General features: G+C 60.6%; 13 protein-coding genes. 8 read left to right on the forward strand and 5 right to left on the reverse strand.

All coding sequences use genetic code 11. The features are described from left to right. Positions 1-181: 181 nt before the first annotated feature. Positions 182-1990 carry a peptidyl-prolyl cis-trans isomerase gene (locus tag DN745_RS06725; protein WP_111333227.1) on the reverse strand — a complete coding sequence of 603 codons (1809 nt, stop codon included), beginning with the start codon at positions 1988-1990 and terminating at the stop codon, positions 182-184. A 299-nt stretch (positions 1991-2289) separates the two neighbouring features. Between DN745_RS06725 and DN745_RS06730 the strand changes: the two genes are divergently transcribed. From DN745_RS06730 to DN745_RS19265, 6 genes are all read left to right on the forward strand, one after another. Beyond that, positions 2290-3330: a rod shape-determining protein gene (locus DN745_RS06730; RefSeq protein ID WP_111333228.1), complete on the forward strand. Its 1041-nt coding sequence runs from the start codon at positions 2290-2292 to the stop codon at positions 3328-3330. Between the two features lie 84 nt (positions 3331-3414). Then, positions 3415-4251, forward strand: coding sequence for a rod shape-determining protein MreC (mreC, locus tag DN745_RS06735; protein WP_111333229.1), 837 nt, complete (start codon positions 3415-3417; stop codon positions 4249-4251). 56 nt (positions 4252-4307) lie between these two features. Further along, positions 4308-4823, forward strand: a complete 516-nt coding sequence (locus DN745_RS06740; RefSeq protein WP_111333230.1) for a hypothetical protein — start codon at positions 4308-4310, stop codon at positions 4821-4823. 57 nt (positions 4824-4880) lie between these two features. After that, positions 4881-6806, forward strand: a complete 1926-nt coding sequence (gene mrdA, locus DN745_RS06745) for a penicillin-binding protein 2 (protein WP_111333231.1) — start codon at positions 4881-4883, stop codon at positions 6804-6806. Beyond that, positions 6806-7924: a rod shape-determining protein RodA gene (rodA, locus tag DN745_RS06750; RefSeq protein ID WP_111333233.1), complete on the forward strand. Its 1119-nt coding sequence runs from the start codon at positions 6806-6808 to the stop codon at positions 7922-7924. The genes mrdA and rodA overlap by 1 nt, the downstream gene beginning before the upstream one ends. Before the next feature lie 60 nt (positions 7925-7984). Next, positions 7985-9676 carry an ABC transporter ATP-binding protein gene (locus tag DN745_RS19265; RefSeq protein ID WP_133622085.1) on the forward strand — a complete coding sequence of 564 codons (1692 nt, stop codon included), beginning with the start codon at positions 7985-7987 and terminating at the stop codon, positions 9674-9676. On the opposite strand, the gene DN745_RS06760 is transcribed toward DN745_RS19265, so the two are convergent. Continuing rightward, positions 9673-10011, reverse strand: coding sequence for a nucleotide pyrophosphohydrolase (locus DN745_RS06760; RefSeq protein ID WP_239497572.1), 339 nt, complete (start codon positions 10009-10011; stop codon positions 9673-9675). The genes DN745_RS19265 and DN745_RS06760 overlap by 4 nt on opposite strands. A gap of 167 nt (positions 10012-10178) precedes the next feature. Between DN745_RS06760 and DN745_RS06765 the strand changes: the two genes are divergently transcribed. Together DN745_RS06765 and DN745_RS06770 are read left to right on the forward strand one after the other, a co-directional pair. After that, positions 10179-10577 (forward strand): Rieske (2Fe-2S) protein, encoded by a 399-nt coding sequence (locus DN745_RS06765; protein WP_111333235.1) that lies wholly within the window; start codon positions 10179-10181, stop codon positions 10575-10577. Between the two features lie 246 nt (positions 10578-10823). Beyond that, complete coding sequence (locus DN745_RS06770) at positions 10824-11723, forward strand: carbohydrate kinase family protein (protein WP_162687516.1); 900 nt, start codon at positions 10824-10826, stop codon at positions 11721-11723. An 84-nt stretch (positions 11724-11807) separates the two neighbouring features. On the opposite strand, the gene DN745_RS06775 is transcribed toward DN745_RS06770, so the two are convergent. The 3 genes from DN745_RS06775 to DN745_RS06785 form a co-directional block, all read right to left on the reverse strand. Then, positions 11808-12353, reverse strand: a complete 546-nt coding sequence (locus DN745_RS06775) for an FxsA family protein (RefSeq protein ID WP_111333239.1) — start codon at positions 12351-12353, stop codon at positions 11808-11810. Positions 12354-12402: 49 nt separating this feature from the next. Continuing rightward, positions 12403-13050 carry a fructose-6-phosphate aldolase gene (fsa, locus tag DN745_RS06780; protein ID WP_111333241.1) on the reverse strand — a complete coding sequence of 216 codons (648 nt, stop codon included), beginning with the start codon at positions 13048-13050 and terminating at the stop codon, positions 12403-12405. Between the two features lie 190 nt (positions 13051-13240). Next, entirely contained in the window at positions 13241-14236 is a 996-nt protein-coding gene (locus tag DN745_RS06785) for a S66 peptidase family protein (protein ID WP_111333243.1), read from the reverse strand. Positions 14237-14261: the final 25 nt, after the last annotated feature.

A 14261-nucleotide genomic window follows, 5' to 3' on the forward strand; every position in this document is an offset into this window, starting at 1 on the left:
CCCCACGGTGATGTCGAGGACGACGGGCGGCGAATAGGGCCCCACGTGGACCCTCAGGGGATCTATTGCGAAGACGCATCGCCGCGAACGGTGCCTTTATTTGAGCGCCCAAGGGATGCAATTAAACAAAAAAGGCCCCGACGGATGTCGGGGCCTTTCTGTTTGCGCGTCGCGCGATCGATTAGTTCTTCACTTCGGTCGCGTTCAACTCGATGGGGGCGCCTTCGCCCGGGTTGATGGTGACCGTATTGGGGTCGATCATCGTCACGGCCAAGCCGCCCGTTTTGGACTTCAGCTTAATCTCGCCGGATTCAACGGCTTCTTTGAACTGACCTTCGAGCCACGGGCCGTAGTCCAGGGTGAGCGACGAGCCGAATTGCGTGCGGCGCTGGAAGAGGCGCTGCCATTGGCCGAGCATATCCTGGGACTTCTGCGCGATAAGCTCTTCGGTCATATCCGAGGCTTTCGGCGCGTCTTCGCCTTCTGCCTTGGCGTCTTGCGCCGTGGTCTTGCTCTTCAGGCTGACCACGACCTTATTGCCGTCGGCCTCGTATACCTTGTCTGCCAGCGGGCTCTTGGGGTCCATTTTGCTGAAGGCGTCGACGGCGAGCGCGCGGCTCTGGCCGATCTTCGGGATGCGGTCCCATGCGCTGCGTCCAAGCGAGATGCCCGGGGGCAGCTGTCCGCCGAAGATATTCGACATATCCTGGCCCTCGAGGCTGAACTCGCCGGTCTCTTGAACCGACACAGCGGCCCAGACACTCTTCGGCGCTTCCTCGCCCGAGGCGTCTTCGTCGACGGTCTCGGTCGGGTTAAGGGCTTCAAGTGCGCCGCTCAACGAGCCAGTCTCTTTGGCTTTTGCGAGGAATTCTTTGGCCAGGCTGTCGGCCAAGGTGTTGACCTCTTTTTCCTGGAGCAATTTGGTGGCGATCTCTTTTTCGACGTCGGCCAGGGGGGTCGTCTTGGCGTCTTTCTTGTCGACCAATTTGACCAGCATCAGCGCGGTCTCGGTGGTGACGTCGACGACGTCGCCAACTTTAGCGTCTTTAAGCGCCTTGACGATGTCCTGGTTCATATTCTCGGTGGCGGTCATGGGCATCAGGCCCTGCTCGTCTTTGAGCGCGTCGTTGATGCTGCCGGCGACGGCGGCGAAATCTTCACCGGCGTCGATGCGTTTTTTGGCCGCGGCGAGGCGAGCCTTCTCATCGTTGCCGTCGGCGTCTTTCAGGCCGACTTCCAGGTAGATGCGACGGATCTCCATCTGCTCGGGCGTGCTATAATCCGCGATATTGTTGTCGTAATAGCTTTTGATCTCTTTGGCGTCCGATTGGGTGAACGCGGCGATCTTGGCGTCATCGATCTCGACGTAGTCGGCGAGGAGGTTCGTGTTGAAGCTGACGAACTCCAGGTTGACTTTGTTGTTGCGAAGCGCCTCGAGCTGCTCAACCTCCTGGGGCAGGATGTTGATCTGCATCTCGATCATATTGATATATTTGCGCGCCAGGAGTTCATTGCGCTTGAACGCTTCGTATTTGGTCATGCTGACGAGCAGGAAGTTCTGCACGTAGCGCTCGTAATACGCCGCGTCCCACGCGCCGGTATTTCCGTAGGAGGAAAGGAACTCGGGGTTGCGCAGGGGGTCGAGCATATAGCTGGCGAATTCCTCGTCGCTGACGCGAAGGCCGGCCTCTTTGGCCTTCTTGGCGAGCAGCTCGATCATCAGATAGGCCTTCAGGCTGAGCGCGCGCTGGCGCTCCAGCTGTTCGGCCTCCGGCGTGGTGTTGGAGCTATAGAGCGGGTTATAGATGATGTTGATGTCGTTGCTGTCGACGTTTTTGCCGTCGACAGTCGCCATACTAAAGGCGGCGTTGGGGCTGCTGCCGCAACTATTCGCGGGGACGCCAAAGAAGAAGGCGAAGATAACGATTAGCCCCGCGACCAGGATATAAGAAAAGCCACTTTTTGCTGCGTGACGGACGGTTTTTAGCATCGGTAATGTGCTCCCTGGAAGCCAGATTGTGAGAAGCTTTTCAACGGTCGAAAATATAGAATAAAAACTGGATATCAGAACTTATTAAGTTGCTACCTATCATCAAAGGCGGCAGATGTTAACGACTGATATGCGCCATTGCAAGGGCGGCGGACTCCGGCTCATCGCGTTGTTGTTGATTTGGGTCGGCTTCTGATACTAAAGACGGTGATGAAGTTGGGTCTAGATGATCCACGAACCTGTTTTCGGCCCTTGAGCATCCATTCCGGACCTGGGCCTCGCCTCGATAGAAAAAACACATGGTTGTCAACAAGCTTCTCGGCCTCTTTTCAAATGACCTCGCCATCGATTTAGGGACCGCTAACACCCTGGTTTACGCCAAGGGCAAAGGGATCGTGTGCAGCGAGCCCTCGGTGGTCGCGGTCCAAAAGGATGCGCGCGGCGGCAAACGCGTCAAGGCAGTCGGCCGGGTCGCCAAAGAGATGTTGGGGCGCACCCCCGGCAGTATCGTGGCGATTCGCCCCATGAAAGATGGCGTCATTGCGGACTTCGAGATCACCGAGGCGATGCTGCGCTACTTTATTGCGCGCGCGCATAATCGGCGAAAATTGATGCGCCCGCGCATCGTGATTTGCGTGCCCTCCGGGATCACCGAGGTTGAAAAGCGCGCGGTGCGTGAGTCGGCCGAGCAGGCCGGGGCGCGCGAGGTGTTCTTGATCGAGGAGCCCATGGCCGCCGCTATCGGCGCGGGCCTGCCCATCGCGGAGCCCTCGGGTAACCTCATCGTCGACGTGGGCGGCGGAACCACCGAGGTCGCCGTTATCAGTCTTTCGGGTATCGTGTACTCGGAGTCGGTGCGCGTGGGCGGCGACAAGATGGACGAAGCCATCGTGCAGCATATGAAGCGTAAATATAATCTTCTGGTCGGTGAGCGCACCGCTGAGATGATTAAGTGTACCATCGGCACGGCCTATCCGACCGACGAGGCGATGACGATGGAGGTGAAGGGGCGCGACCTGGTCGCCGGTCTGCCGAAGACCCTGGAGGTCAACTCCGACGAGATTCGCGACGCTTTGCAGGAGCCGGTCAACGTGATCGTCGAGGCTGTGCGCACCGCGCTGGAGCGCACGCCGCCGGAGCTCTCCGCGGATATCGTCGACAAGGGCATCGTGCTCGCCGGGGGCGGGGCGCTGCTGAAGAACCTGGATATTTTGCTGCGCGAGGAGACCGGCCTGCCGGTGCTCATCGCGGACGACCCGATGTCGGCGGTGGTGCTGGGCAGCGGCGCGACCCTCGATGAGATCGAGTTGTTGCGCGAGGTTGCCGACAATAAGTACTGAGAATTATTGTGGAATCTGTGATAGGCTCTCTGTCGGAGCGTCTTCGTCACCGAGCCCTTTCTGTTGAAGCGCGACTTCTGAATCATGTACCAACTCATTAACCTACATCGCGCGAAATTCGCGGCATTTTTGCTCGTGGTCCTGCCCCTGGTTATGGTCGCCACCGGCGACCCGGTGGGGGTGGGAAAGGAGCCGGCGAGTAAGCCGGTGCAGGTGCTGCATAGCGGGGTCGCCTGGAGCGAAGCGGGCGCCTACCGCAGCCTCGCCTGGTTTGGCGGGGCCTGGGGGCGGCTGACCAGCGGGGACCTGGCCGAGGAGAATGAGCAATTGCGCGCCGAGGTCGCGAAGTTGCGCGAAGAGAAGTCCCGGCTCATCGGCGTGCTTCAGGAGAACGCGCGCCTGCGCGAAGAGGTCGGATTTCAGAAGAAACACCCCGAATTCGAGCTCAGCGCGGCTAAGGTGATTGGGCGCGATATCACGCCGTATTTTCGGGTGCTTCGCCTAAAGATTGAGTCCGGCGCCGAGCTCAAGCCGCGCCAGGCGGTGGTGGTCGCCGGCGGCGTGGTCGGCCAGATTCACGAGGTCTATGGAAATTATGCCGACGTGATCATCGTTTCGGACCCGCGCAGCCGCATCGACGCGGTGAGTCAGCGAAACCGCGCCCCCGGCGTCGTCATGGGGCTTGGCCACGAGAGCGATTACCTGGCCGAGGTGGCCTACCTGAATCAAAAAGATCTCGTGCGCCCCGGCGACGTGATGGTCACCGGCGGCAAGGGCGGGGTGTTCCCGCGCGAGCTTGTGATTGGCACCGTATCGGCGGTCAAGAGCTCGCGGCGCGGCCTGTTCCAGGAAGTCCGGCTTCGCCCCGCGGTCGACTTCTCGCGCCTCGAAGAGGTTTTTATTATCACCGGACGAAAATAATCCACCCAATGTTCTCTTCTCTCCACCCTCCAATTCGACACGAAAGGTAATAGTCTATGCCCGCCTGGCTGACATGGCTGGTCGCGATGGGGATTTTGGTGCTGGAGGGCGGGTTTTTGGCCGCCTTTGGCATCGATGGGTGGTCGTTTCAAACCGCCGTATTATTGACCATTTTCCTGGCGCTTCGGCGCGACTTCGTCAGCGGTTGCTTGATCCTCGCGGCGCTGCTGGTGCCCATCGAGTGGCTGGCGGTGGCGCCGTCGGGTTATTATTCGCTCTCACTGGTGGTGGTGTTCTTCGCGCTGCAATTGGTGCGCGGGAGCATCCAGTCGGACTGGGGGCTCTCCCAGGTCCTGGTCGCGACCGTTGCGGTACTTCTGCAGACGGTGGCGCTCTGGTTCTTCCTTGTGATTATGGAGCCCGAGGCGGCACTCGGGGAGGCGTTGCTATGGGGTGGGTTGCATGGGGCGGCGGCGGCGGCGGGGCTGGCCTGGCCGCTGGGGGCGCTGCTTACGCGCTTCGACCGCCTGGTCGAGCCGCGTTCGGGGCGGCGGGTTAAAGGTCTGTCTTAAAAGGTCATCCTTCGTGCATTTTGCGGGTTTCGGCCCGCGTTTGGGAAAGCAGCATTTATGGCCAAAACTCAACAAACAAGGTCGGCGGCGGGGCGCGGCGAGAAAGAGGGCGCGGGCAAGCGGTATTTGTGGCTTGTGGGCCTGTTCTTCGTCGCGTTTTTAGTCATCACCGCGCGCTTCTGGTATTTGCAGATCATGCGCGGGGATGAGTATTGGCGCGCCAGCTCTAATAACATTATCCGCGATATGGACCTGCGCGCGCCGCGCGGCAATATCATTGACCGAAACGGCAAGGTCATGGCCGAGAACCGGCCGTCTTTCGACGTCTTCGTCCTGCCGCATATCTTCAATAAATACGACACCAAGCAGACCCTTGCGTTGCTGCAGCGCTACCTGCACCTCTCGGATCAAGAGGTCAAGAATATCGAGAAGCGCGTGCAGGCCAAGGTCGCCCAGGTCCCGGTGCGCCGCGACGTCACCCGGCGGGCGGTCGCCGCGCTGGAGGCCGATAAGTTGCGGCTGCCGGGGGTGGAAGTGCGCGTCATTCCGCACCGGGTTTACCCCTATAACCAGGTCGGCGCGCACGCGCTGGGCTATATGGCGGAGGTCTCCTCCAAGGATCTTCTGCGGCTGTCGCCCTACGGCTATACCCGCGGCGACTATATCGGCCGGATGGGGCTGGAGCGCTCCTTTGAGGAGGTGCTGCGGGGGTCGCCGGGCATTGACCGGCGAGTCGTCGACGTGCGGGGCATCCCGCAGGGCGAGGCTGAGACGCAGTTTCTGATCGGTGACTACCGAAAGATCGCGCCGGTCCCCGGGCGCGACGTGGTGACCACGCTCGACGCCGAATTGATGGAGACCATCGACCAGGCGGTGCGCGACTATCCTTCGGGCGCGGTGGTCGCGCTCGACCCGCGCGACGGCAGCATCCTGGCGCTGTACTCAAAGCCCGGGATCAACCCGAACTCCTGGACCGGGCGGCTCTCGTCGATGGAGAAGCGGCGCGTCGATAATAACCCGTTCACGCCGATGCTCGATAAGTCGGTGAACGCGTATTTCCCCGGGTCGGTCTATAAGATCGTGGGGGCTGCGGCGGCGCTCGAAGAGGGCATTGAGGAGGTCGACGGGGAGATAACCTGCCACGGCGGCTATATGCTCGGCGGGCGCCGCTTCCGCTGCTGGAAGCGCGGAGGCCACGGGCCGCTGGACGTGGCCGGGGCGATGCAGCACTCCTGTGACGTGTATTTTTATAGCATCGCCGACCGCCTCGGCAGCGACGTGCTGGCGGAATACGCCTATAAGTTTGGCTTCGGCGAGCAGACCGGTATTTCGCTGAATAACGAGAGCGCCGGGCGGGTGCCGACCAAGGAGTGGCACCGCACCAACAGCCCGCACGGCTATCAACACGGCTTCTCTCTCAACACGGTGCTGGGCCAGGGCAATACGATGAGCACACCCCTGCAGGTCGCGCTGGCCTACGGGGCCATCGCCAACGGCGGTGACCTCTATTACCCGCGCATTGTCTCCGAGATTCGCAACTCCGAGGGCGAAACGCTCTTTGAATATCCGCCGAAGGTGCGGCGCACGCTGGGGCTCAAAGACAGCACCCTCGCCGCCATCAAGGACGGGCTGTATAAAGTGGTCAACGAGAACGGCGGCACCGCCTATGCGCTTAAGAGCGACGACCTCGAGATCTCGGGGAAATCGGGCACCGCGCAGGTCCACGCCATCGGCACGGTGCGCGTGGCCAACCGAGACAAGGCGTTTCAACTGCGCGACCACGCCTGGTTTGTCGCCTACGCGCCGAGCAAAGACCCCGAGATTGTCGTGGCGGTCTTTTTGCAGCACGCCGGCGGCGGCAGCACCGAGGCCGCGCCGGTGGCCATCAATGTGATCAAATCCTATCTCGAGAATCAGAAGCGCGCGGCGCAACCGCTGCCCGCCCAGCCGGACCTGCCCCCCACCGACGGAGACTCAGACTAATGCAGAATCCTTCGGATCGACTTCGTATTCTGGTGACCCGCGTCGACTGGGTGTTGATGAGCATCATCGGCGCGCTCGGCGGCATCGGCATCTTCAACCTGTACAGCGCGGCCGGGGCGACCGACGGGTTTACGGTGCACACCATGCAGGCCGCCTGGTTTGTGGTGGGCCTTGGCATCATGGCCGTGCTGGCGATGGTCGATTATCGGGTTATCGAGCGGTGGGCCTATATTATTTTTGGATCGGCCGTCTTCCTTTTGGTCCTCGTGATGCTCTTTGGCACCGAGCTCAACGGGTCCAAGCGTTGGTTGAACCTGGGCTTCTTTTTGATGCAGCCCTCCGAGCTATTGAAGATCGCGGTCATTATCGTGACCGCGCGCTATTTTCACGACTCCGACCACGACGGCCCGTTGGGGCTGATTGACCTGATAAAGCCGACGGCGATTGTGCTCTCCGGGGTGGCCTTCGTCATCATTCAGCCCGACCTTGGTACGTCGCTTATCGTGCTGGGGATCTACGCCTTTATGGTGTTCTTTGAGGGGATGCGCTGGCAATCGATGCTCATCATCGCGCTGCTCACGCTGATATCGCTGCCGTTTGGGTATTTCTTCGGCATGAAGGAATACCAGCAGGACCGGGTCATCGCGTTTTTGCAGATCAACGACGACCATCTGGGCGACTCCTGGCAGGTGCGCCAGTCGGTGATCGCGTTCGGGTCGGGGCGAGTTTGGGGGAAGGGGTCGCGCGACGGCACCCAGATTCAGCAGGGCTTTGTGCCCGAGCATGAGACCGACTTCGCCTCGGCGAACTGGGGCGAAGAGCACGGGTTTATGGGGATGCTATTGATGTTGGGGTTATTTATGGCGCTGCTTTTAAGAGCGTTGTGGATCTCGTCGAACGCGCGCGACCGCTTCGGCGCGCAGGTCGGCGTGGGGGTCGCTGCGCTCTTTTTCACCCACATTGTCGTCAACCTTGGCATGGTGACCGGGATGCTGCCGGTCGTCGGCATCACTCTGCCTTTGATCAGCTACGGCGGCAGTAGCATGCTCACGATGATGCTCGCCCTGGGGCTGCTGTTGAACGTGCATATGCGTCGGCTGCCCCTGGTGAGTCGCTAAGTAGCGCGTTCTATGACCGCTAGATTGTTTGTTATTTTTTAAGATCGCACGGAGAGCACGATGAGTGAGTCGAAGTCATCTTCGGCGGCGAAGGTCGAATCGAGCAGCGCTGAAGAGCGAAAGAACCTGCTGGTTCCCGACGTCGATCGCTGGCCGGTGGACGGCGGTAAGCCGATCATTGAGCTCATTGACGTGCACAAATCATTCGGCAAAACCAAGGTGCTCCAGGGGTTATCGCTTGCGATCAAGCCGGGCGAAATCACCGTCATTATGGGGGCCTCCGCGTCCGGTAAATCCGTGCTGATCAAGCATATGAATGGGTTGATTAAGCCCGATTCGGGCAAGGTCATGCTCTTTGGCCAGGACACTCGTGAGTTGGGGTCGGTCGCGCTGGATCGCGAGCGCAAACGCGTGGGGACTCTTTTTCAGAATTACGCGCTCTTTGACTCGATGAACTCGGTGGAGAACGCGGCGTTTCCGCTGGTCGAGAATCAGGCCATGTCACCGCAGGAGGCCGAGCAGTTGGCCGCTGAGATTCTGGAAGACCTCGGGCTTGGGCATGTGCTCGAGGCCTATCCCTCGTCGCTGTCTGGCGGCATGAAAAAACGCGTGAGCCTCGCCCGCGCCATCATCGGCAACCCTGAGGTCGTCCTCTACGACGAGCCGACCACCGGGCTCGACCCGATTATGATGGAATTTGTCGATACGATGATCCTCGACATCACCGAGAAGTTTAACCTCACCAGCGTCATCATCAGCCACGATATCGCGTCGGCGATGCGCCTGGCCGACAGCATCGCGGTGCTCCATGACGGCAAGATCATCGCGCATGGAACACCCGAGGAGATCCGAAAGAGCGAGATTGAGCAGGTTCAGAAGCTGATCTCGGGCGCCAATAAAAATGATATCAGCGCCGAGACCGCCAAATCCATCGCGTTCGACGAAGACGCCGAGTACGCGGTGCGCGTGCGCGGGCTCTATCGCGCGTTCGGTGACAACGAGGTCTTAAAGGACGTCGATTTCAGCGCGCCCACCGACAAGATCACGGTCCTCATCGGGGGCAGTGGCTCGGGAAAGAGCGTGATGATGAAGCATATTCTGGGGCTATTCTTGCCGCAGAAGGGCAGCGTGGAGGTCTTCGGCATGAGCCTCGGCGAGATGGATGAGCCGACGCTGCGCGAGCTGCGCACCAATATCGGCATGCTCTTTCAGCACGCCGCGCTCTTTGACTCGATGACGGTCGCCGAGAACGTGGCCTTCCCGCTGGTGGCGCGCGGCAAATGCACCGAGGCCGAGGCGCGCCCGCGGGTCGACGCGTTGCTCGAAAAATTGCGCCTCAGCGAGGTCGCCGACGAGATGCCGACCTCGATCTCCAACGGTGAGCAAAAGCGCGTGTCGTTGGCCCGCGCGCTGATCACCGAGCCGAAGTTGATGATCTATGACGAGCCGACCACCGGTCAGGACCCCATCCTGGCCGCCTATGTCGAGGAGATGATCGTGGAGGTTCAGCGCGACTTCGACGTCACCAGCGTCATCATCAGCCACGATATGGCCCAGACGTTTCGTATCGCTGATCGCGTCGCCATCCTGCACAAGGGCGTCATCATCGCCCAGGGCTCGCCGGCCTCCTTGCTCGAGTCCGAAGATGAGCGGGTGCATGAATTCATCTTCGCCGCCAGCGTCTCGCGCGATAAGGAGGAGGCGGCCAAGCGCAGCGCCGAGAAGGCCGACGCCGGCCCGCAGACCTCTTAGGACTTCGGGGTCCAGCGCTCGGCGTCCCGGATATTATATTTGTGCATCACGGCGTCGAACTCCGCGCTAAGATCGACGCCCATGGAGTTGGCCAGGCAGACCAGCACGAAGAGGATGTCGGCCATCTCGGCGCCCGCGCTGCTCGGCGCGGCTCCGGTTTTTTTGGGCTTCTCGCCGTGCGACGCGTTGATCTCCCGCGCCAACTCGCCGACCTCTTCAGTGAGGCGGGCGAGGTTTGAGAGCGGGCTGAAATAACCCTCTTCCCACTGGGAAATCCAGGCATCGACAGCGCGCTGGATGTCCTGCACACTCATCGTGGTTTTGGAGTCGGTCACGTTATTCTCCTGATAAATTACAAAGACGAAATATAATGATGAGGTAAGCGTTCAGTCGCTCAATTTAACATCGGAGCCAGACCTTCTAGGTCTGGGAAAAACGCTCTTTAACTACCAGGTCAAGATGACCTGGCTCCAATATCTACTACCCCCGGAACGGAAATATTATGAGCGAAGATAATTTTGGTATCATGCTCGATCCTTTTGAGTCGGATAACACGCAGGAGAACGACGCGTCGAATCTGAAGTTCTTTAAGGTGCTCAAGGACTCGGCGCTCGAGGAGGGCGAGGGGAAGGTGGTGCGCGCGGGGCTTAAGAAAATCGCGCTGTTTCGCCGAAACGCTGAGATCTTCGCCATCCAGGATTTTTGCCCGCACGCCGGGGGGTCGCTTGGAAGCGGTGAATTTGCCAACGGCGTGGTTAAATGCCCACGCCACGGTTGGGGGTTTGACGTGGCCACCGGGGCCTGTCTGACCAATTCAATCTACGAGGCGCGCTGTTATCCGACGCGTTTGGAGGACGGCTATATCCTGGTGGGCGTGCCCGATGATGGGGCGCTGGTCTAAGTCGACGCCCCGGGTTTGTGCATCGGCTTGCATCGGGCGTGCGCAAACCGCTATCTTAGCCACGACGCGCGCCTGGTCTCGCGGAATCTCTCGAGATGAACCACCGCCCAGGGCGTGGCGCGTATCAAAAGTGTGTTAAAATACACCCGTTCGGGTGGACGTCTTGTTGAAAACATGAAATCGATAGCTCGGCCGGGCGGGAGCGCGGCGAGTGAATCGATTAGTATACTCTGCGGAGCCAAGAAAATGCGGGTCTTAAGTGTTGGAGGATGCACCCTGGATCATATCGGGGTGGTCGCGCGTCTCTTTGAGGCGAGCGTGAATCAGACGGCCGAGATGTCGAAATTTAGCGTCCAAGGGGGCGGCTGTGCGGCGACCGCGGTGGTCGCGCTGGCGCGCTGGGGCGTTGAGACGCGTTTTGTTGGCAAGGTTGGCGACGATACCCGGGGCAATGTGATTCGCATGACCCTGGCCGATGAGGGCGTCGACACCTTTGAGATGATCCGGGAGACTGGAGCGGTGAGTCAGTTTCGTTTTATCACCGTCGAGAACGGAAGCGGGCGAAAGCGCACGCTATTTACGCCCGGGAGCGTGTCGCCGCTGACCGCCGACGAGGTGGACGTCGCGATTCTCAACGATATTGACCTGCTGATGGTCGACGGCACCGAGAAGGAAGCGCAGCTGAAGTTGATGGTCGAGGCGCGAAAACGCGGGATCACCGTGGTCTATGAGGCCAAGCGCAATCAACGAAATGTGGAGGAGTTGGTCGCCAACGCTGACGTCTTCCTCGCCTCCGAGCGCTTCGCGAGCCAATTTGCTGGCGTGGGCCGACTTGAGAAGCTCTGCGAGGTGTTGCTTGAGCGTGGGCCGTCGCGGGTCATCGTGATGATGGGCGATGAGGGCGCGGTCGGTATGGAGCGCGAGTCCGGTGAGCTCATTCGCCAGCCGCCCCATGAAGTCGAATTGGTCAACACCACCGGCGCCGGCGACGTCTTTTTGGGCGCGACCGCCTACGGCATCCTGAACGACTGGGATTTTGCGCGAATTCTGAGATTCGCGAATACGGCAGCGGCGCTTTCCTGCACCGATATCGGCGGGCGAAGCGCGCTGTATTCGGTCGAGGATATCGAGCGCGTGGCCAAATAAAAGACCACCCCTTTAGGGGCAGCCTAAATAAAAAACGCGTCCAATGGACGCGTTTTTTTTGCTCTTAATTTGGCGACGAGTTGCTCAGTGAGAGTGCTCGGGCTTCTGATTTGGCCCCGTGCCCATGTCGATCACATCGCCCTCGTCAAAGCGGCGGCTGCCGCCTGAGAAGGGTGATCCGCCCAGGGGAGAGCCCTCAAACGGCGAGCGCCCGGCATTGCCCATATTGATCGTCGACCCGAAGCTGATAAAGCCGGTCGAGCCAGACTCCAACGAGCGGCGAAATTTGTTGCGCAAATAGGCTTTGATGGGCCGGCGACCTGCCGGGATCATCAACAAGATGCCGACCGCGTCACTGAGTACGCCCGGGCTCACCAGGAGCGCCGAGGCGATGAGCACCGCAATGCCGTCGAAGAGCGCGTCCTGGGGCATGCGCCCCTGGGCCAGGTCGGTTTGCAGCTTGCGCCACGCGGACAGGCCCTGGCGGCGAGCCAGGACCGAGCCGAGCAGCGCGGTCACAAGAATAAGCGCCAGCGTAGGCAGCACGCCCATCAGGCTTCCAACCCAGAGGAGCAGCGCCAACTCAACGGCTGGAACCACCGTAAATAGAACTAAGAGTTTGGCTAACATTTAATCTCCTGGGGTAATGGGTGCTAAACTTGTGACAGCGGGGCTGCGATCAACCCTGAACGCTCTCCCAATCCTTCAAGAATTTCTCGAGGCCGGAGTCGGTCAGCGGATGATTGAACATCTTGTCCAGGACGCCGAACGGGATGGTCGCGACATCTGCGCCGAGCATCGCGGCGTCGGTGACGTGGCGCGGATGGCGTACTGAAGCAACCAATACCTGGGTCTTTAATTCCGGATAGTTGCTATAAATCTCGACGATCTCGGCGATAAGATCCATGCCGTCCTGGCCCACGTCGTCCAGGCGCCCGATGAAGGGGCTGATATAGGTGGCGCCGGCCTTTGCGGCGAGCAGCGCCTGGTTCGCGCTGAAGCAAAGCGTGACGTTGACGCCGATGCCCTGCGAGCTCAGGCGTTTGCAGGCTTTCAGGCCTTCGCGGGTCAGCGGCACCTTGATGATGACGTTCTCCGACCACTTCGCGTACTCGAGGCCTTCTTCGACCATCTCGTCGGCCGTCAGGCCGGTGACCTCGGCGCTCACGGGGCCGTCGACCAGCGCCGAGATCTCGCCGATGACTTCTTTGAAGTTGCGCCCGCTGCGCGCGATGAGCGTCGGGTTGGTGGTCACGCCGTCGGCAAGGCCGAGGCTCACAGCTTCGCGAATCTCGTCAACATCAGCGCTATCAATAAAAATTTTCATAGTCTCTTCTCTTCAGCACATGAGTGCAGGTTTCGCAAAAAAGCGAGGGGAATGGTGTGTGTGATACATCGCTTTAGACGGGCCACCTGCTAGCATTATGGCGATCAGGGCGCAACGCCCGACGTGTCGGGCGACATAACGCGCGAGGGCGCCCGGATAATCCAAGCGGCGCCGGATTTTTGAGCAAAGATTAAGCGATCGATGCAGGCTCAGGCGGCGCGGCCGCGTCGGCCTCGAAGATGACCGTTCCGTCCGCGGCGTCAAGGGTTGCGACGCAGCCGACCGGCACGCAGACATTGCGACTGCGGTGGCCGGTTGGGAAGTCTGCGACCACCGGGCACTGAAATTCTTCGGCCAACGATCCGACGAACTCGTCGATCCGATCGTCGTCGATATAGACGCCGCCACAGCCGCTAAAGTCGCCCAAAATAATCCCCGCGGGTCGCGCGGATTTCTCGGCCAGCCTCAGGGTCGTAAAGAGTCGATCCAGGCGATAGTCCTGCTCGCCGACATCTTCTAAGAATAGAATTTTATCGTTTAGATTCGGGCAGTAGGGCGAGCCCACGAGGCTCGCTACAAGGGTCAAATTGCCGCCAAAAACCGGCGCGCGCGCCTCGCCCGCGCGGACGCGACGAAGCCCCTCGAAGCGAAGCTGACCGGCGGCTGCGCGTGTCCCGAAGAGCGCTGCCCGCAGGTGCTCGAGCGACGCGAAGGGGTCGTCGGTGTGCAGGCCAAAGCTTTTAACCACGGGGCCGTGCAGCGTCGCGACGCCCACGATGCCAGCGATATAGAGGTGCAGCGCCGTAATATCGCTGAAGCCGATGAGTAATTTCGGGTGCGCGCGCAGAAAGTCGCCGAACGCGGCGGCCCCGCCCGGGTGTTCATGTGTTACTTTAAGTAGGTCCGGGAGCAGGCGCATCGCGCCGTAGCCGCCGCGGCTGCAGATAACCGCCGCCACGTCGGGGTCCCAGAAAACCTCGCGTAATGCTTTAAGGCGCGCGGCGTCCGACCCGGCCAGGTAGCCCCCGGGCTGGTGCCGGGCGAATGTCTCCTCATGCAGGCGCACCTTGAGCCCCCAGGACTCCAGGGTTTGTACGCCTTGCATCAAAAGATCGGGGATGACGGGTCCGGCGGGGCTGATGACCGCGACGGTGTCGCCGGGTCGAAGCGAGGGGGGATGAATCACAGCGCTAAATCCTTGGCCGCAGCCG

The organism is Bradymonas sediminis (assembly GCF_003258315.1).
Classification (GTDB): Bacteria; Myxococcota_A; Bradymonadia; order Bradymonadales; family Bradymonadaceae; genus Bradymonas; species Bradymonas sediminis.